This is a genomic window from Vibrio sp. NFR (genome assembly GCF_027587095.1).
Lineage (GTDB): Bacteria > Pseudomonadota > Gammaproteobacteria > Enterobacterales > Vibrionaceae > Vibrio > Vibrio harveyi.
Genome location: NZ_JAPPTN010000004.1, coordinates 205,094 through 222,371 on the forward strand (window position 1 = coordinate 205,094; position 17,278 = coordinate 222,371).

A 17,278-nucleotide genomic window follows, 5' to 3' on the forward strand; every position below is an offset into this window, starting at 1 on the left:
TGAATAGAGACCGTTTAGGCGTAAAGTCACTTTCAAACTTGTACGCAAAATGAATCTTGATCACGTAAAAATGAAATGACAATTTCTCTGTTTCATAAAATTCATGATTCTGTCATGATTCAGTTCTAATAATGATGTCCAAGTAACCTCGAGATGCTTAGTTCAGCGAGAATGACTTGGTTTGTAGACTAGGCAACGATTTGAAAACCTAGTGGCCCTAAGTTAAAAAGCGTTAACAACGTATACAAACCAAGTCAACTCGCCCGAAGGGAGCGTGTCACTGATTCAATTTCTTTGTCAAACAATTGGGAAATAGATGACTATTACGCTGCATCGTTTTCCTTGAACTTAAATCAGTGACATCGCTCTGAATACTGCGTCTTGAGGTCACTTGGGCATTTCGGAATGAAAAGAGAGAAGATGACAATGAATAAAAATCATAAGCCAGTCAGAATCAAACTGGCACACATCAATGACACTCATTCCTACTTTGAGCCAACGTCATTACAGCTAAAACTCAATATTGATACCGAACGTACACTAGAGCCTTACGTGAGCGCTGGTGGGTTTTCACGTATCGCAACACGTGTAGAACAGCTTCGTGATGATGCCCAACGTCAAGGTCAGGGCATGTTGTTTTTACACGCTGGCGACTGTTTTCAGGGCACTCTGTACTTCTCGTTATTCAAAGGCAAAGCAAACGCCGACCTATTAAACGCGCTTAACATCGATGCGATGGCTCTGGGCAATCATGAACTTGATATGGGTAATGAACCGGTTGCTTTGTTTTGTCAGCGTACCAACTTCCCGTTGCTTGCAGGTAACTGGGACTTATCCAATGAATTGCCAACTAAAGATCACCGCATGGGCGATTGCGATAACGTATTGAGCTTCGACACTGAGACTCAAAGCGCGCAATATCTGGTGAAAGAATTTCACGGAGAGAAAGTTGCCATCTTTGGTTTGTCTATCGACAAGATGAGCGATATTGCCAACCCAGATGCCGACACACCATTTATCTCTGCAATAGAAACAGCAAAACATACTGTTGAAAACATCCACCAAGCGGGTATTAAAAACATCATCCTTTTGAGCCACTTAGGTTATGAAGGGGATCTCGAGCTTGCAGCTCAAGTGGATGGCATTGGCATCATAGTCGGTGGTCACAGTCATAGGTTACAAGGTAACTTTACCGCTATTGGCTTAGGCGAAGATGACCCATATGGCGTCAAGGTAAACGATACTTATGTCGTTCAAGCTGGTTATCACGCATTAACCATGGGGCATTGTGTTCTTGAATTTGATGAAAATGGCACCGCGACCATGTTAAGTGGTCAAAATGAATTGCTACTCGGAAGACGCATTTTCTGGGATTCGACACTAAATGAGCAGCTTGACCAAGGTGTGTTTGAAGAAGCGTGTGACTTTATTCATGGTCAACCAAACGTAGTTGTTTGTAAAAAGCACCCAGAGACACAAGCGATCTTAAATGATAAGTACATCCCAAGAGTGCGTAAGCTTCAATCACAAGTAATTGCAAATGTGGCAGAGAAGAAGCGCCATGTACGTATTCCTGACGAATTTGGCGGAAGCGAACTTGCTCCAGCAGTAGCGCATTCATTCTTGTATGCGCTTAACAAGCGTGGGCACAAGGTTCAATTTGCCATTCATAATGCGGGAGGTGTGCGTACTTCTCTCAATCCGGGAAATATTACCGTGGCAGACGTTGCCGGACGATTGTTGCCATTTGCCGTTCCTATCGGTTTTTATGACGTACAAGGCAAAGTTGTTCGTTTAGCATTGGAAGGCGCGATCAATAATGCACTTAACAATGGTGTTGAAGGCACTGGTTCTGGTAGCTACCCATACACACATAATTTGAACTTTGAATATCAAGCCGATGCGCCAAAAGGACAACGCATTAAAAACCTAGAAATTTTTGATGGTAAGCGTTGGTGTGAGATGGAAGATGAGCTTTGGTACCGTGGTACTTCGTCTGCTTATACTATGAAAGGTAAAGAAGGTTATGAAGCGTTGCTGGATATGAAAGGTGAAGGCTTTGTCAGTAATCTTTCCATGGCAGATTGCTTTGTTGAACTACTAACGGACGAACCAAACTGTTTGAACCAAAGTCACAAACTTTACTCGCAGAAGAATCAATAACCGTTATTGGTATCTTTTTTGCTCACTCCCTAATGCACATGCGATGAAGAGGGAAGAGAGTATGTGGAAAAAAGATTGGGCTGACGCAGCGGTTGTCGTTGCTTGGGTCGCAGTTTGGTCAACACTGGTTTACTTTGTACCGCTAACTGGTTTTTAAAGATCGACTATTCAACAAATGAGGGGCGCATAAGTGCTCCTTTTTTGTATCTGAACCGGCTTGAATTCATGATGTTGATAAACATTCTTCACAAAATACTTTGTTTTTATCGATAACGATTTTTTGTTGGAGATCGACGCAAGCAGGGGTATGATGGCGGCGTTTGGGGAGTAGTTAGCGCAAGTTTATTTATCGTCATCTCGTTAAGCATCAGCTTATCCGGTAAATAAAGGTGTCACTTGATTCATCACGTGATCACTTCAACGAGACCAACGCATTCATTGGCTAGCAGACACATGGGTAATGTGACTGCTGGTTTGTATTGTTTGCGGAAGGTCAGCCCGAATAATGTCCTTCCGCGTGGGAGGAAGCATGTCTCTTATCGAAAATACCACCCAATTATCCCAGTCTGTTCCACTACAAGAATCACTGACAATGTACGGTGCATTCGGTCTATTTACTTTGGTTTTAGTCGCCCTCGATATCTATCAGACTCGTGGCGGCGTGATTACCATGAAAAAAGCAATTGGTTGGAGCGTATTCTGGTTCTTATTAGCGTTTGTCTTTGCAGGCTCTATCTATTTCTTTTGGGATTATTACGCGCCTCATAGCGTTTATACACACGAAAAAGCGACCATATCATTCTTAACTGGTTACTTGCTTGAGAAATCGTTAAGTGTCGATAACTTGTTTGTGTTCGCAATCATCTTTGCGCAATACAAGGTGCCAGAGCATTTGCGTCCACGCGCTCTATTGTGGGGTGTGATTGGTGCGTTAGTTCTACGTGCAATCATGATCGCAGTAGGTGCTCAATTGCTTGCTCAGTACCACTGGGTGCTTTACCTATTCGCAGCATTCCTAATTTGGACTGGTATTAAACTGGCGCGAGATAAAGGCGAAGAAGAAGAGGTGAACCCATACCCTGAGCAGTTCATTCGTAAATTCTTACCAGTGACAGAAGAGTATCAAGGTAACCACTTGATCTTGAAACAAGCAGGTAAGTGGGTTGCAACGCCAATGCTGATCGTTGTTGGTGTGATTGCAGTGATGGACGTGATGTTCGCACTGGATTCGATCCCTGCAATCTTTGCGGTAACGCGTGAACCGTTCTTGGTATTAGCAGCTAACGTGTTCGCTCTGCTTGGTTTACGTTCTCTGTACTTTGTACTGCAAGCAATGTTGGACAAGTTTGTGTACCTAAAACCAGCGCTGTCAGTGATCATGATGTTCATTGGTGTGAAGATGCTACTGGTTGGTACGCAATATGAAATCCCAACGGTTTGGTCATTAACTTTCCTAGTGACAGTGATGACGACAGCGGTTATTGCTTCTATCTATAAGAACAAAGAAACCAATAGCTCTAGCGTTAAAATTACTAATCAAAACTCTTAAGTATTTTGTAAATTCAAAATCCTTTAAAAGAATATTTGGTTAATTAAATGTTGCAAATAAACTTGGGTTTACCTGTGTAAATCCAAGTTATTCAACTAAAGATTCGCTTTTTTGAATAAGTATGCGGTTAGTTGGATTTTGTATTCTTATGGTTTGTAACGGAATTGTTTTATAAGAAAAACTAATCTGAATAACCAAATTTTGTCATTTTTTGCTCAGAGAAAAAATGACTAATATACGACCAACAAAACAATTTACTGCTTTTAAAGAGAGGCAATCATGGCACAAGCAATGCAAATGACAAATGTAGCTTTACCAACCTCTATGGATAAGAAGACCTACGCGGTTAACTTCAAAGGATTGATTGCTCACTTACTGGATATTCTTTTCGTAGATAACTCTGCACCTCGCAGCTACTACGCAGAAGACCTATCTGCACACATTCAGAAAGACATCGGTATGTACCGTTAATCTGAATGGAAAGCGAATTCGAAATGCCGGCTTAATCGCCGGCATTTTTGTATCTGAAATCGCTACACCTAAGACCGCATTGAAAGCTATCTCTTGCTCGTACGGTCATAGTCAGTATCAAAGAAAAGGAGCTGCCTATGATTAACGCGATTGCACTTGCTGCTATTACCAGTCTTTCTGCATCACAAAGTTGGGTTCATGAAGGACAGCCCGCACAAGTGATAGAACTATTTACTTCAGAAGGCTGTTCAAGTTGCCCACCTGCAGACAAATACCTTTCTACGTTTCAATCCAGCCCTGATTTGTGGGAAAAGTACATTCCTGTCGCATACCACGTTGATTATTGGGACTATCTTGGTTGGAAAGACAAATTTGCAAAGCCTGAATTCTCTCAGCTGCAACGTTTGTATCGCGCTTATGGCGCGGTAGGGAGTGTCTATACTCCAGCATTTGTCGTTGATAGTGAAGAGTGGCGCGGCTTTTTTAATTGGCGCAAGCGCGTATTACCCAGCAACGACAACGTAAAAGCCCAATCATTGACACTAGAGCGCTCTGGCAACCAATTCTCTTTACGGTTTGAAGAGAAAGGCTCGTATGATGCAACGATTGTGTTTCTCTCAAGTAATGAAACCACACCAGTTAAGCGCGGTGAAAACCGAGGGAAAGTACTAGAGCATAATTTCGTTGCATTGGAGAAACAACAAGGGCGCTCAAAGAGTGGAGAGTGGACGTTTAAGCTCAATCAGCCCATCAACAACATTGATGCTGTTGCGGCGTGGGTGACTGAGCCTGGGACCTTTAATCGTGTGCAGACTGTCGCGGGTGAGATTCGATAAATGAACTAGAGGGATGCCTTCCAATCCGAAAGCGCTTTGATGTGTTCTGGTCCAATACCGCAGCACCCACCTATAATGGTAGCTCCGCGCTGATACCATTCTTTTGCAAAGGTTAAGTATTCGTCTGGTGAGAGTTCTCGCATCGCTTGTAATGCGCTGTTGGCTTCGTGATTAGATTTGATTGCGGTGAAGTTGTTCGCGTAAACCCCAATTTCAATATCGAGCTTGTGTTGGTCTAAAACTGCTTTGGTATCACTGACCGCTTTTGCCATTACTTCAGGTACCGAGCAGTTAAAGTAAACGCTGATGGTATTGGTGTTGTCTGCACTTTGTGCAATATGCTCAATGGCTTGGATAACGGTTTCCCCAGAGCGCAACAACGCGGTTTCCACTGAGTCATCACTTAAAGAAAAGGCATACACAGTAGGTTTGATGCTGCTTGTGAAGACTCTTTGTAAACACTTTAGCTCCTCTAAACTGCATATGGTCTCCGCTAGCCAAAGGTCTACATAATCTTCTTGAGCTTCAAACAAAGTCTTGAAAATGATTTCACCTAATTTGGGTTCGAACAGATCTGGTCGATAACTCCCAAACGCTGGTGGAATACAACCAGCTACTAGAACGCGTTCCGGTGACTTATCTGCACATTCACGAGCAATTTGGGCTGCAAAGCGTGCTAGTTCACTACCTTGTTGTTCGTAAAGTTCTTGTCCCAGATGGAATGGTACACAAGCGTAGCTGTTGGCAATGATGATCTCTGCGCCAGCGTGGATAAAGTTGTTATGCGCTTGGTAAACGAATTCTGGCGATTCAATCAGAGCTTGTGCGCTCCAAAGTGGTTGAGAGAATGGGGCTCCCATGCGTTTCAGCTCTCTTCCCATACCACCATCAAGGATGGTTAACTTTTTCATACTACAGTCCATCTTAATTCTTCCTTGTTGAACCTTAAATGAAAATGGCTATGAGCGAAAGTGACGAGCGGAAAAGGATAGGTCGTGTAGGTGGGTAGTAAGTAGTGAGCTAGATAAGACAAAAGGTGCAGGACTGCAGAAACGAAAACGGGGTTCCAACTGGAACCCCGTTCAATTCGAAAGTAATGTTGGGATTACTTCTTACGGCAGTACTCAGCGATCACGTACATTGACTGACCACCGTTTGCCTTACCTGAAACAAGTTTAGGATCATCACCAAGGCTGATACCGCGAATAACAGTACCTTGTTTGATTACTTGGTTTGTACCTTTAACTGGTAGGTCTTTGATTACTGTTACATCGTCACCTTTCTTAAGTTCAGTGCCGTTGCAGTCAACAGTTTTATCGTCAGCAGACATACCTTTCATTGCCCAGTTCATTTGCTCTTCTTCCATGTACATCATGTCAAGAGCATCTTGAGCCCAGCTTTCTGTGTTTAGGCGAGTAAGTTGGCGCCATGCAGTTACTTGTACTGCAGGAACCTGACTCCACATGCTGTCGTTCAAGCAGCGCCAGTGGTTAATGTCTTTAGGGTCTTCGATCTCACCATGACACTTATCACAAACCATGATAGCAGTATCAACCGTTACGTTGCCGTGTGGTGGCACAGCGTAAGCATTTAGTTGAGTTTCAGAAGAACACAGTTCACATTTTGACTCGCAGCGAGCAAGCAGAGTAGCTTCGATAGACATAAGGACTCACCTTAGTAATGTTTTTTGGTGGCGGTATTATCCACTTTATCCTGAGAAATAAAAGGGTGTTAGAGAATTAAAGGCGAGATTTTACAATATTCCAACCTGAAAGGAGTGAAGATGTAAAATATTGGCTAAACAAATAATATCTAGAATATAAATAAGGGTGTTGATTGTTTTGAATGATGAATCAGTTGCATTGATGAATGTTATCGATGGTAGGGAGATTGATTGAAAATGCCCCCTGACTTGACAGGAGGCAAAGGATCTAACGTTCGATAATTTGTACGATTTGGTCTTGTGAGATACTCATTTCTTTGCCATCCACGTCTTCATACTCGTACATGCCAGTATCTTCATTGAGATCTGGTTTGCCATACGAGGTAATGATTTTCCCTTCATTCGTTGACATAAGATATTGGCTGCTGCCGCAAGCGGCAAGAAGTAGTGCAGTGGCAATCACGGTCAATACGCGCATAGAGTTTTCCTTTTCAAACAAGTGAGTTAGACAAAGACATCGTTTTAACTATAGCAGAGGAAACTATGAGTGGGTCTGAAAGGCATAGAAACAAAAAAGCCCAGTAGAAACTGGGCTTTGAGGGGATGTACAAGATTATTTTAGTACTGTCGCATTACTTACTTTGCTTAGTGCATCATCCACTACAAAATCAGCATTCTCAGCCTGCATTTCTGCGTGGTGAGGAAGGTCTGCCAACGTACCTGCCGGAGAGGCAAACGTGCTGTGTGATGCCGTTGCGTTAAATTGGACAAAGCTTGCTGTTGCATTCACAGCAGTGTCTGAGCTGTTAACCGTTTTCAAGCCTAGCTTCTTCGCAAGTGGCTCGGTACCTGCAAATGGCGCATTAGGTACGTTGTTTGGAACGGTTGCATCACCATCTACTTCTGTCATGAAGAATGGTGTTGATAACGAACCAGTCTTCATAAGGTCAGCAGCATTTGTGAACGGGTCAACGGTATCAAGCGTTGTTTGCGCGGCATAGATAAAGCTAGAGAAACCAGCATTTAATTGAGCCAGAGCTTCAGGGCTTGCGCCTTTCTCAAACGTTTCGTAACACACTTTATCGCTAAGTTCTGCACAAGATGCATCTGCATAACTCGCATAGTCTGCGGACGCCGCGTACGCTAGGTTATGTTTGATTTGCGGACCAAAGTTGGAAGAGCCAAGCAGTAAGTTACCGATTTGACCACCAGAGTTTTGGATAGATGCACTACTGAAGTTGTACAACGCATCTGCTGATACTGAGCCCAGAGAGTTGTTTGCCGCTGCAACGGCTGACGTACCAACGATGCCTCCTAATGAGTGACCAAGCATCTTAACTTTTGAGCCAGTTGCTGGGTTAAACCCTTTAAGTGGGCTATTCGCAAGAAGACCCGCTTGAGCAGAAACCACAAGACTTGCGCGAAGACCTAATACGTCAAGGACACTTTGGCGAAGGTTATCACGCGCTACTGCCAAGTTAGACAAGTTCAAATATGCTAACACGTTTGAATTTGCAGAACGTTGGTCATCCAAGCTACGAGTGCCATGAATTGGTAAGTCGATAGCGATCACCGCTACGCCTGCTTTAACCATGTTAAAGGCAAAAGCGTAAGCATTTTCTTTTGCTGAAGTAATGCCATGTTGATAAATCACAACGTTGGTCGGCGTGCCAGTTTCTGGAGTGAACAACAGGAACTCGACATCTTCTAAAGACTTAACCGCTGGCACTGGTGAGTATCGAGTGATCACTCGGTCACTATCCAGTGGAGTGCCGTCAGATAGTTTTAGATTGGCGCCAACAAGTTTTAGCTGCTCTGTAGGATCAGTAGCGAGCTTGCTCACATCAACAGGGTCATTTGCAAATTCACCACTAGACAACTGCTGAATTATGCCTGCTTGTTCATCTTTGTTTGATAAGGCGGCTTGCAGTTTCACAAGGCTTGGCATTGCTGAAACCATTGGCTGCATGTTCCAGTCAGCACCTTTCTCTAGATAGTAAGGTAGTCTCACCACACCCTGAGTTACGTTGACTGAAACACCGGCATTCGCGTAAAGCCCTTTTATTGCGGTCTTTGTTGAGTCTAAGTCACTGATGTATTTGTTGAAGTCTTCATCTGCGTCTAACGCAGTAATGAAGTCTTGAGTCGCACCCAATGACATTGTGTATGCAGTCGCAAGGTCGACCGAACCTGGGTTAGTGTCATTCTTGTAAACCGTGTTGAGCGTGTTTGCACCGGTAGCAAAACCGGTTGCGGTTACGCCTTTCACTGCTGCAAGTGTGTCACCTACCGACTGTGTGCTAAACCATGACGAGTAGATGATGTCTGAAGGTACAACGTTTAGTAAGCCAGATTGAGTAGCAAGACCAAAGATTCCTTCAACCGCCGTTGTTGCAGCTTGTAGAGAAGCAAGATCACCAGATTCGTATACGACTTCTTTCGATTTTGCCGTCGCGTAACTACCGGATGTACCGATTGCGTCGCCATTTACATCTTTTACTGCTTGAGTCACTGCAAAAATGTATTCGCTTGATTCATCGAATGAGTCTGCGAATTGGATGTAAAGACTCTTACCACTTGATACGACTTGGAAGTCTGCATCAGCAGTTGCGCCGTCTTGGATCTTTAAAACTTTTTCGATTGGGTTTGTCTTACCATCCCAATCGGTGATGCGTTGATTTAGCTTAATAACGCTAATACCCGACGTTACTAAACCATCAGCGAAGCCTGCACCGTTGAAATTCAGAACGATTGGCATTGATGTTGACCAACCATCCATGGTGTTCATGGCGGCGCGAGGGTTGGTTAGCGCATCATCACCACCAGTCGGCAGACCGAGCGTGCCATCTGTTGTATCCATTAGCAAGTAAGAAGGCGCTGGTACATCAGCATTCGAACCTTGAACCGTGAAACTAACCGACGTGTTACGGTCAAGTAGTGCCTGAACCGCAGGTTCAAACGTTGCGGTATCTGAAGTGCCTGAGCTAGAAGTGTCGTCACCACAACCTGCAAGTAGGATTGCAGAACAAAGCAGTGATAATTTAAACGTATGTTTCATTGGTTTACTCCGTTAATCCTGATTATTTGAAGGTGTAGTTCATCTGTACAGCACTGATGTAAGCCGTACCTTCTGAATCAAATGTGATCTCTTGATCTGCTGCGTTTGTTTCAGTGAACGAGCCAGACTTACTCTTAACAAAGGCAAAACCAGCATCGAAGCTTAAGTTTTCTTGCATTACATAAGTCACGCCCGCGCTGTACCAGAAACGGTCGCTATCAGGAATACTCAACGTCGCTTTACCCGCTTGTTCGTCAAATGCGATACCAGCGCGTAATGTCCATTGATTGTTCAGAGTATATGTACCACCGAAAGAGTAGCGGTTATTGTCTTCGTATTTCTCAGGTTTAAAGAAACATTGACCAGCGGTGCCGTCGTTACATTGTGGGCTCGTCGCTTTTAGTTCTTTAAATGTGCTCCAATCTGTTTGCTGCCAACCGTAGTGGATAGCCCACTTGTCGTTTAGTTGGTGGAATGCAGATAGTTCGATGATAGAAGGAAGCGAAATTTGTAGTCGACCATCGACTTTTGGTGCCGTTGCGATGCCAGAGTCATAGCTACTGAACTCACCATTGTCGAAGTCTAAATCCACTTTAGAGCGATAGCCGAAACCAAAGCGGTTATTTTCGTTGTACTCATATAGCGCACCGATGTTCCAGCCCCAGGCAAACGTATCGCCTTCCATACCAATTAGGTTGTCAGACTTTTTACTACCAGGACCAAATAGGGGAGCTAGGGCACCTTTATGACGAGTCAATTCCGCTTGCGCGTAGACAAGGTTGATACCACCACCAACACTGAATTGTTCATTGATGCGGTAAGCAATGTTTGGGTTGATATTTACAGACAGCAAAGAAGTATCGCCTGCCATATCACCGGCAGAGATATCATTCGGGTAGTCAGTGGCAACACCGTAGGTTGTGAACATACCAAGACCCCAAGCCCATTGATCGTTAATAGGGCTAATGTAGTAGCCAGCAGGAACGATTTGCAGCGGAGCTACGTCTTTTGCATGTTCTTTATGGTAAGTGTCGTAGACGTTAACTTCAGGATCGACGATGGATAGCGCACCTGAAAACTGAGCTTCTTTAAAAAGTGTCATCGCAGCCGGGTTACGCGCTAAAACGCTTGCGTTATCCGCAACCGCGCCTTCACCTGAAAATGCTCTACCAAGACCAGATGCCGAGTGTTCAGCAACCTGAAAGCCCGCAGATTGGGCATTACACGCAAACAATATTGAAATTGTAAGCAGAGAGCAGTGCTTCTTGTTCATCCTTGACCCTCCTAGGGTGTCATTATGTTAGACCGAAGTCTTTGTATTTGTTATATGCCTTTTACACCAGTTGCTGTCGGTTAGAATTACAACTGCAATGTAAATGTAATGTTAATTGTATGTTTATTATCTTGTCAAAGATTAGACGTATATTGCGTTTTAAATTTGATGCATAGGTCAAACAGCAATTAATAAGGTCATGTATTATGGTGATATTTTTATAGCAAATGGTACGACCAGACTTGTTTTGTAAATCTTATGGTTAATCGCTAACCAAACACCTGTTGTTAACATGCTTTGCGTTCTATTCCATTACAGGCATAATTCCCACTTTGTGTTTATCGCATTGGAAATCTCGTTGGAATTACTACACATCGAATTTTTGGGGAAATCGCTTAGGCTGGAAGGTTCTATGGCGGGTTGGCAACAACTGTTTTGGGATAACACTCTGGTATCACAAATTGATGCTAGTGATGATGATTCCGGCAAGACGCAACATCAATTCAAACTTTCTTCTGGAGAGCAGGTATTGAACTGCCAACTGAGCTGTGAGTTAAATTGGCAACCTTTTGACTTCAAATATCAAGCTACGGTTAATGAGGCTCTTGTGGCTGAAGGAACTCGCAATGAAAAGGATATTGAGCAACAAGTTCCAGTTGAGCCGCCACCAACAGAAAAGCGCTTTAGCATCATTGGTCTTGTGTCGCTGGGAATGAAAGCGCTTAAGAGTGCGAAAGTGATTAAGGTTGCGTTAGCGTCTGCGAGTTTAGCTGCCTACTCATGGTTGTTCTCGATAGAGTTTGCGCTTGCGCTCGTTGCATGCCTGGTCTTCCACGAATACGGGCACATCCGTGCAATGAAATACTTCGGTATGAAAACGAAGGGGATATATCTCATTCCTTTTTTGGGCGGGTTGGCGCTAAGCGATGAAAAGATCAATACACGCTGGCAAGACGTTGTTATCTCGATCATGGGACCTTTCTTTGGATTGGTGTTGAGTATTGTATTTACAATTTTGTACTGGGTGACGGGAGAGATGATCTTTGCCGGCCTTGCGGTATTTAACGCCTTGTTAAACCTCTTTAACCTATTGCCGATTTTACCTCTAGACGGTGGACATGTACTGAAGAGTATTACTTTCTCCATGAACTCATGGATTGGTCTAGCCGGTAGCGTCGCGACTGCAGCATTGGGTATCTATATTAGCTACGCATTCGGTTTAACGTTGTTGGGATTCTTGCTCATCATGGGGATGTTGGAAGTTGTGGTGGAGTGGCGCACAAGACACCATAGTCATTTGTTGCCTTTAACTCGATATGGGCAGCTTTTCTCTTTCGCTTGGTATCTAGTCTCCATTGGAGGCTTCATCGCTATCATTTGGTATTTTGCGGGTCTTGGCGACAGCCTGTTAAGCCTGCCACTGCAAATCCTTGGTACGTAAAGGGCTAATGCGAATTAAATAAAAAGAAAGCTCCCAATGGAGCTTTCTTTTTGACTTCTATTTGCTCGTTTAACTCGTTTGAGAAAGCGAGCTAGAGAGTAGTAGGTTGCTTACACTAGATTGGCTAAGCAATTTAACCACATTTCGGTGCTTTTACGTTTGAAGCAGGCAGCGTTTTAATCGTCGCCTGCAAATCACGAATACGCGTGCTGTGTGATGGGTGAGTAGAGAAAAATTCTGGCGGTTGGGCGCCACCAGCTGCGCTCATATTTTTCCAAAGATCGACGCTTTGATTTGGATCGAAACCTGCTTTCGCCATGTACCCTAAACCCACAATATCTGCTTCGGACTCTTGCGTACGACCGTAAGGTAAAATTACCCCATATTGCACGCCAACACCAAGCGCTGCCATTGTCATTTGTTGGTATTGTTTATATTCAGATGCACCAATTGCGACATTGGCTAGAGACAATCCAGCATTTGCTAATTGGCTTTGAGACAGACGCTCATTACTGTGGTCAGCAAGTACGTGTGCAACCTCGTGACCAATTACGGTCGCTAGCTGATCTTGGTTCTTCGCCACTTTCAATAAGCCCGTGTATACACCAATCTTCCCTCCAGGAAGGGCGAAGGCGTTGACTTGGTCACTATCAAAAACCACCACTTCCCAATCTTTAAAGCCCGGCTGAGGAGGGATAGTGTCTGTGATTTGCTTCGCCACGCATTGAACATAAGCGTTGGTCTTTTTGTCTTTGCTAATCGGTATTTCTTTCTTCATTTGCTCGAAAGATTTGGCACCGAGAGAAGACATCTCTTGGTCGGAAAACATCAAGATTTGGTTTCGACCTGTCGGTGAAGCGCTACATGCTGTTAAGCCAGCAACGGTCATAAGAATTGAGGCTTTAATCCATGTTCTCATAATGGGGTCCATAAGTATTTTTTCTGTTTTGTACCAATAGTATAACGCTTAGTAAAGAAACTTTAAGTCATTCTCGCTTAACGACGTATCTCTAGGTTATTTGGGAATACATAAATCACATTATGTGAGGCGTTGCGCCTTGAAGTAGCGATGCATTCAGGTCTATGCTAGACGCACTTTTAAAGACTGAGCACCAGTGCAATACTGGATGAGATAAGAGCGAACAAATGAGTATCTGGAAAAAGCCAATCGACTTGGACATTCTTAACGCCACATCAAAAAACACCATGATGGAGCATCTGCAAATCGTTTACACCGATTTTACTGATGATTCGTTATCAGCAACCATGCCTGTTTGCAGTTTTACACATCAGCCACTGGGTATGCTTCATGGTGGTGCGTCTGTCGTCTTGGCAGAGACTTTAGGCTCGCTCGCTGCAAACTTTTGTGTTGGAGAAGGCAGTTATTGCGTTGGATTAGATATTAATGCTAACCACGTCCGTGCAATGCGCAGCGGCTATGTCATTGGCACTGCAAAGCCCGTTCATCTCGGAGTCTCAACTCAGGTGTGGCAAATCGACATCGCTGATGAACGAGGTCGATTAGTTTGCACCAGCCGACTGACGATCGCCGTGAAACACCAAAAAGAAAAGTCACATTAACGAGTACAAGACGAACATGGTTATTGAATTTTCTCTTGGTAAAATCATCGCAACGCAGCGAGAAGTCGTTATTAAACTCAATGGTAACGGCATGGTTACAATGCAAGCACAAGTCGATGCGATTCAGTTACTTGGTCGTGGTGCAAACGTTGTTTTGGCACATGGTGCAGAAACAAAATGGTCGATCAAACTCGATGATGAAGATCAATTACGCCAACTAGAGCAAGAAATTGGTATCGACATTCAATAATTTGCATGTCTAGGTTTGCACTTTTTGCAAAAAATGAGGAAACTTAGTTTATCGTTATGAAAACTAAAATTTCCTCTTTATGAGTAGCCCTCGTTTACGTGTTCAATTCGAAACACTGTTTGAAAAATTCTCTGGTAATAACACGGAAGTTCAACTCGAAGATATTACCGATGCACTTTTCTGTACTCGCCGAAACGCTCGAATCGTCCTCAATAAATTAGAGGAAGAAGGGTGGATTGAATGGCATCCTGCCGCTGGTCGAGGAAAGCTTTCTACACTCATTTTTAAACGTAATCGCAGTGATGTTAGCGAGAACCTCGCACGCCGTTATCTAGATGAAGGTAAAATTGGTCAAGCGTTGGAGGCGCTAGATAATGACGCCGCCAAGCTTACCCAAGTTATTCAAGGTTATCTTGGTCTCCAACATCGTCAAGGTGAGCAAGTTGTGCGTTTGCCGTACTACCGACCACTTGCGATGTTGAACCCTCAAAAGCCGATGCGCCGTTCTGAGCAGCATATCGCACGTCAGGTATTCAGTGGATTAACTAGACTGGATGATAATGAACACCTCCAACCGGATTTGGCGCATTATTGGGAAGCGCTTTCAGACACTCATTGGCGTTTCTATTTACGTCGAGGTGTTCGTTTTCATAACGGTGAACTACTGACCACCGACTGTGTCATTGAGAGTATTAGTGCGTTAAGCGAGTTGAATCTTTTCTCTCATATCGAAAATGTAATGTCGCCAGAGCCTTGGACGGTGGATATTCATCTTGTTCGTCCAGATAAATACTTACCACTTGCTCTGAGTGAATCCCAAGCAAAAGTACTCTTACCGAGCACGCTGCGTTCGGAAGAATTCGATAGAAAGCCAGTAGGGACTGGACCATTCCAAGTTAAAGTAAATGACGACAAGCGCTTAATTTTGACTGCGTTTGATGGCTACTTTGGGTTACGTCCTCTGTTAGACCAAGTAGAGGTGTGGGTGATCGATGAAGCCTATTCGTCAATGGTTTACCCAAGTTTGACCAAACCCCAAATGGATAAACAAGCCTCTACTGACGAGGTTGAGCTGGATCCCGGTTGCACCTTCTTACTACTGAATAAAAATACAGGTGTTGCAAAAGACCCACGTTGGGCTGAGTTTCTTAGTCAAACATTAAACAGTTACCAGGTGTATGCTCATGTACCTCAAGACAAAATCATAGAGCTGGGTGTGTTACAAGCCTTTGGTTTGAAGCCGGGCTGGATCGATCTGAGACCAAGTGTTGCGGGTGAAGTACCTCAGAAAGATAAAGTCATTTGCGTCGCTTACCAAAAGAAGCACCCAATGTTTCCTGTTATTGCTAAAGCGATCAAAACCTTGCTAAAGCCACATGGTGTTGAGGTTGAGTTCATCCGTTATGACACGCAACCACCGTCACCAGAAGAAGTGGATATTTGGATCAAAGCAATGGGGATCGCCACCAACCGTAACGATGCGCTCGCAGGATGGTTGTTAGATTACAGTGACATTGACAAATTCAGTGCTGGATATGATTTCTCTGGTTGGGCAGGGCTGGTGGATCAATGGCGTGCTGGTCAACACAGCGATTTCCCAGCTCGTGAGTTAGGTAGGCAACTTGTGAAGAGCTGCCAAGTGATCCCTATGTTCCATTGTTGGCTAGGCGTAAACAAAGACCATAGTGGTGCGCTACAAAACGCCAAATGTAATGCACTAGGGTGGTTCGATTTCAGCAACGTATGGGTAAAACCAAAAATAGAGAAAGATGGCGAAACCGAATAAGAAGCAACCGACTAAAACCGTCGAGATATATTGCGCCAAATGTAAAGCGCAGCTGTTCAAGTACCGCAAGAGCGGCAAAGGTGCCCTCGTTAAATGTTTTAAGGAACGTATTGTCGAAGACTTTACCAGCACGCCTTGCATTTGCCCTGGTTGTGAACAAGAGTTTGCAAGAGACACCTTAGTAAGAGGAACGCCTGCCTACAAGATGATTGGTGGTAAGGTTACGATGAAGTAAGAGTAAGTTATGAGCGAACAACACGAATACTGTATGGTCTTGAGTACTTCTGGTACAGAGAAGAACCGGGACGAAATCATCAAAGGGTTACTGGAAGGGCAGTTAGCCGCTTGCATTCAGACGATGGCAATAGAGAGTCATTATGTGTGGAAAGGTGAAGTCTGCAGCGACAATGAATGGTTGTTGATCATCAAGACACGCAAAGATCTCTATGCATTAGTAGAAGATAAAATAAAAGACCTGCACGAGTATGAGGTCGCTCAAATCGTACAGGTCCCAATTGTCGAAGGTTTTAACCCGTATTTAGAATGGCTTCGCCAGTCGACGCTGAGTTGTCAGTAAAAGTAACGACACAATTGCTCCCATGGTGTCGCACAACATGTCTTTCTGGGCATCCCATATATCACCCTGTGAACCCAGAAAGGCAATACCCTCATCACCACCAGCTATTGCCGCATACCACCATTCAATGATTTCGTAACCAGCTGCGAGTGACATAATCGCAAACAACGCAAACCAAGATGCAAATCCGGAACTGATCCTTTTCTTGTTAATTAGATATTCAGCAATAGGATAGGCATACAAGCCGATAGAAAAGTGAGCGACGCGGTCAAAGTTATTACGCTCAGAGCCAATTAAGTTATTAAACCAATCAAATGGGACTTCTGCGAAGGTATATTTTGCGCCGATCGTATGAAGGCATAACCAAATAAACATCAGTACATAGGCTGTGTTACTAAACTGATAGCGAATAGACAGTGCCCAAATGGCAATAAGAATACCGATAGCTGGTACGATTTCCGCGAACCAAACTGCGCGTGAACTTGGCTCGAGAGCAGAATATAGAAAAACGATGGCGTAGAAAATGGTCAAACCCAACAGGGTAGAAGTGCTTTTCATACAGAAATTGATCCTTCAATTAAATACTGACTCTATGATTACACTTAATTGAACGGTGTGCAATTAATAAAT

The 17,278-nt window shown here is 43.9% G+C and carries 17 protein-coding genes; 10 read left to right on the forward strand and 7 right to left on the reverse strand.

The window, feature by feature from the left end:
- The first annotated feature begins 420 nt into the window (after window positions 1-420).
- From OH463_RS09660 to OH463_RS09675, 4 genes are all read left to right on the forward strand, one after another.
- The gene (locus OH463_RS09660) at window positions 421-2,163 is read left to right on the forward strand and encodes a bifunctional metallophosphatase/5'-nucleotidase (protein ID WP_050941251.1); all 1,743 of its coding nucleotides are present in this window, start codon (window positions 421-423) and stop codon (window positions 2,161-2,163) included.
- 529 nt (window positions 2,164-2,692) lie between these two features.
- The gene (locus tag OH463_RS09665; RefSeq protein WP_017819595.1) at window positions 2,693-3,712 is read left to right on the forward strand and encodes a TerC family protein; all 1,020 of its coding nucleotides are present in this window, start codon (window positions 2,693-2,695) and stop codon (window positions 3,710-3,712) included.
- Between the two features lie 279 nt (window positions 3,713-3,991).
- Complete coding sequence (locus OH463_RS09670) at window positions 3,992-4,183, forward strand: hypothetical protein (protein WP_005451745.1); 192 nt, start codon at window positions 3,992-3,994, stop codon at window positions 4,181-4,183.
- Between the two features lie 137 nt (window positions 4,184-4,320).
- Window positions 4,321-5,019 carry a DUF1223 domain-containing protein gene (locus OH463_RS09675; protein WP_005451746.1) on the forward strand — a complete coding sequence of 233 codons (699 nt, stop codon included), beginning with the start codon at window positions 4,321-4,323 and terminating at the stop codon, window positions 5,017-5,019.
- Between the two features lie 5 nt (window positions 5,020-5,024).
- Here the strand turns inward: OH463_RS09675 and OH463_RS09680 are convergent, their stop codons facing one another.
- The 5 genes from OH463_RS09680 to OH463_RS09700 form a co-directional block, all read right to left on the reverse strand.
- Entirely contained in the window at window positions 5,025-5,930 is a 906-nt protein-coding gene (locus OH463_RS09680; RefSeq protein ID WP_033007657.1) for a homocysteine S-methyltransferase family protein, read from the reverse strand.
- Window positions 5,931-6,124: 194 nt separating this feature from the next.
- Window positions 6,125-6,682: an alkylphosphonate utilization protein gene (locus tag OH463_RS09685; RefSeq protein ID WP_258456025.1), complete on the reverse strand. Its 558-nt coding sequence runs from the start codon at window positions 6,680-6,682 to the stop codon at window positions 6,125-6,127.
- 268 nt (window positions 6,683-6,950) lie between these two features.
- Window positions 6,951-7,160 (reverse strand): YgdI/YgdR family lipoprotein, encoded by a 210-nt coding sequence (locus OH463_RS09690; protein ID WP_005451749.1) that lies wholly within the window; start codon window positions 7,158-7,160, stop codon window positions 6,951-6,953.
- 135 nt (window positions 7,161-7,295) lie between these two features.
- Window positions 7,296-9,740, reverse strand: a complete 2,445-nt coding sequence (locus OH463_RS09695; RefSeq protein WP_253649667.1) for a VolA/Pla-1 family phospholipase — start codon at window positions 9,738-9,740, stop codon at window positions 7,296-7,298.
- A gap of 22 nt (window positions 9,741-9,762) precedes the next feature.
- Window positions 9,763-11,013, reverse strand: coding sequence for an outer membrane protein transport protein (locus OH463_RS09700; protein ID WP_005451753.1), 1,251 nt, complete (start codon window positions 11,011-11,013; stop codon window positions 9,763-9,765).
- A 412-nt stretch (window positions 11,014-11,425) separates the two neighbouring features.
- Here OH463_RS09700 and OH463_RS09705 point away from each other — a divergent pair, with 412 nt between their 5' ends.
- Window positions 11,426-12,454, forward strand: a complete 1,029-nt coding sequence (locus tag OH463_RS09705; RefSeq protein WP_050567825.1) for a site-2 protease family protein — start codon at window positions 11,426-11,428, stop codon at window positions 12,452-12,454.
- A gap of 133 nt (window positions 12,455-12,587) precedes the next feature.
- Here the strand turns inward: OH463_RS09705 and OH463_RS09710 are convergent, their stop codons facing one another.
- Complete coding sequence (locus OH463_RS09710) at window positions 12,588-13,373, reverse strand: M48 family metallopeptidase (protein ID WP_005451756.1); 786 nt, start codon at window positions 13,371-13,373, stop codon at window positions 12,588-12,590.
- A gap of 227 nt (window positions 13,374-13,600) precedes the next feature.
- Here OH463_RS09710 and OH463_RS09715 point away from each other — a divergent pair, with 227 nt between their 5' ends.
- The 5 genes from OH463_RS09715 (at window position 13,601) to cutA (ending at window position 16,648) form a co-directional block, all read left to right on the forward strand.
- Window positions 13,601-14,035, forward strand: a complete 435-nt coding sequence (locus OH463_RS09715; protein ID WP_009701824.1) for a hotdog fold thioesterase — start codon at window positions 13,601-13,603, stop codon at window positions 14,033-14,035.
- Between the two features lie 16 nt (window positions 14,036-14,051).
- A complete protein-coding gene (locus OH463_RS09720) occupies window positions 14,052-14,285 on the forward strand; it encodes a DUF3389 domain-containing protein (protein WP_269991149.1) in 234 nt (77 codons plus the stop codon).
- Between the two features lie 79 nt (window positions 14,286-14,364).
- Window positions 14,365-16,071, forward strand: coding sequence for an SgrR family transcriptional regulator (locus OH463_RS09725; RefSeq protein ID WP_005451761.1), 1,707 nt, complete (start codon window positions 14,365-14,367; stop codon window positions 16,069-16,071).
- Window positions 16,055-16,306, forward strand: coding sequence for a hypothetical protein (locus OH463_RS09730; RefSeq protein WP_269991150.1), 252 nt, complete (start codon window positions 16,055-16,057; stop codon window positions 16,304-16,306). Before OH463_RS09725 ends, OH463_RS09730 begins: the two co-directional genes overlap by 17 nt.
- A 9-nt stretch (window positions 16,307-16,315) precedes the next feature.
- The gene (gene cutA / locus OH463_RS09735; protein WP_017189039.1) at window positions 16,316-16,648 is read left to right on the forward strand and encodes a divalent-cation tolerance protein CutA; all 333 of its coding nucleotides are present in this window, start codon (window positions 16,316-16,318) and stop codon (window positions 16,646-16,648) included.
- Here cutA and OH463_RS09740 read toward each other — a convergent pair.
- Complete coding sequence (locus tag OH463_RS09740) at window positions 16,610-17,206, reverse strand: DUF2238 domain-containing protein (RefSeq protein WP_005451764.1); 597 nt, start codon at window positions 17,204-17,206, stop codon at window positions 16,610-16,612. The genes cutA and OH463_RS09740 overlap by 39 nt on opposite strands.
- Between the last annotated feature and the right edge of the window lie 72 nt (window positions 17,207-17,278).

Bases quoted from the DNA above. Each gene is read 5' to 3' on its own strand.
- OH463_RS09725 (WP_005451761.1), top strand. From the start codon at position 14,365: ATGAGTAGCCCTCGTTTACGTGTTCAATTCGAAACACTGTTTGAAAAA.
- cutA (WP_017189039.1), top strand. From the start codon at position 16,316: ATGAGCGAACAACACGAATACTGTATGGTCTTGAGTACTTCTGGTACA.
- OH463_RS09665 (WP_017819595.1), top strand. From the start codon at position 2,693: ATGTCTCTTATCGAAAATACCACCCAATTATCCCAGTCTGTTCCACTA.
- OH463_RS09690 (WP_005451749.1), bottom strand. From the start codon at position 7,160: ATGCGCGTATTGACCGTGATTGCCACTGCACTACTTCTTGCCGCTTGC.
- OH463_RS09705 (WP_050567825.1), top strand. From the start codon at position 11,426: ATGGCGGGTTGGCAACAACTGTTTTGGGATAACACTCTGGTATCACAA.
- OH463_RS09695 (WP_253649667.1), bottom strand. From the start codon at position 9,740: ATGAAACATACGTTTAAATTATCACTGCTTTGTTCTGCAATCCTACTT.
- OH463_RS09700 (WP_005451753.1), bottom strand. From the start codon at position 11,013: ATGAACAAGAAGCACTGCTCTCTGCTTACAATTTCAATATTGTTTGCG.
- OH463_RS09720 (WP_269991149.1), top strand. From the start codon at position 14,052: ATGGTTATTGAATTTTCTCTTGGTAAAATCATCGCAACGCAGCGAGAA.
- OH463_RS09680 (WP_033007657.1), bottom strand. From the start codon at position 5,930: ATGAAAAAGTTAACCATCCTTGATGGTGGTATGGGAAGAGAGCTGAAA.
- OH463_RS09710 (WP_005451756.1), bottom strand. From the start codon at position 13,373: ATGAGAACATGGATTAAAGCCTCAATTCTTATGACCGTTGCTGGCTTA.
- OH463_RS09715 (WP_009701824.1), top strand. From the start codon at position 13,601: ATGAGTATCTGGAAAAAGCCAATCGACTTGGACATTCTTAACGCCACA.
- OH463_RS09670 (WP_005451745.1), top strand. From the start codon at position 3,992: ATGGCACAAGCAATGCAAATGACAAATGTAGCTTTACCAACCTCTATG.
- OH463_RS09675 (WP_005451746.1), top strand. From the start codon at position 4,321: ATGATTAACGCGATTGCACTTGCTGCTATTACCAGTCTTTCTGCATCA.
- OH463_RS09730 (WP_269991150.1), top strand. From the start codon at position 16,055: ATGGCGAAACCGAATAAGAAGCAACCGACTAAAACCGTCGAGATATAT.
- OH463_RS09685 (WP_258456025.1), bottom strand. From the start codon at position 6,682: ATGTCTATCGAAGCTACTCTGCTTGCTCGCTGCGAGTCAAAATGTGAA.
- OH463_RS09660 (WP_050941251.1), top strand. From the start codon at position 421: ATGACAATGAATAAAAATCATAAGCCAGTCAGAATCAAACTGGCACAC.
- OH463_RS09740 (WP_005451764.1), bottom strand. From the start codon at position 17,206: ATGAAAAGCACTTCTACCCTGTTGGGTTTGACCATTTTCTACGCCATC.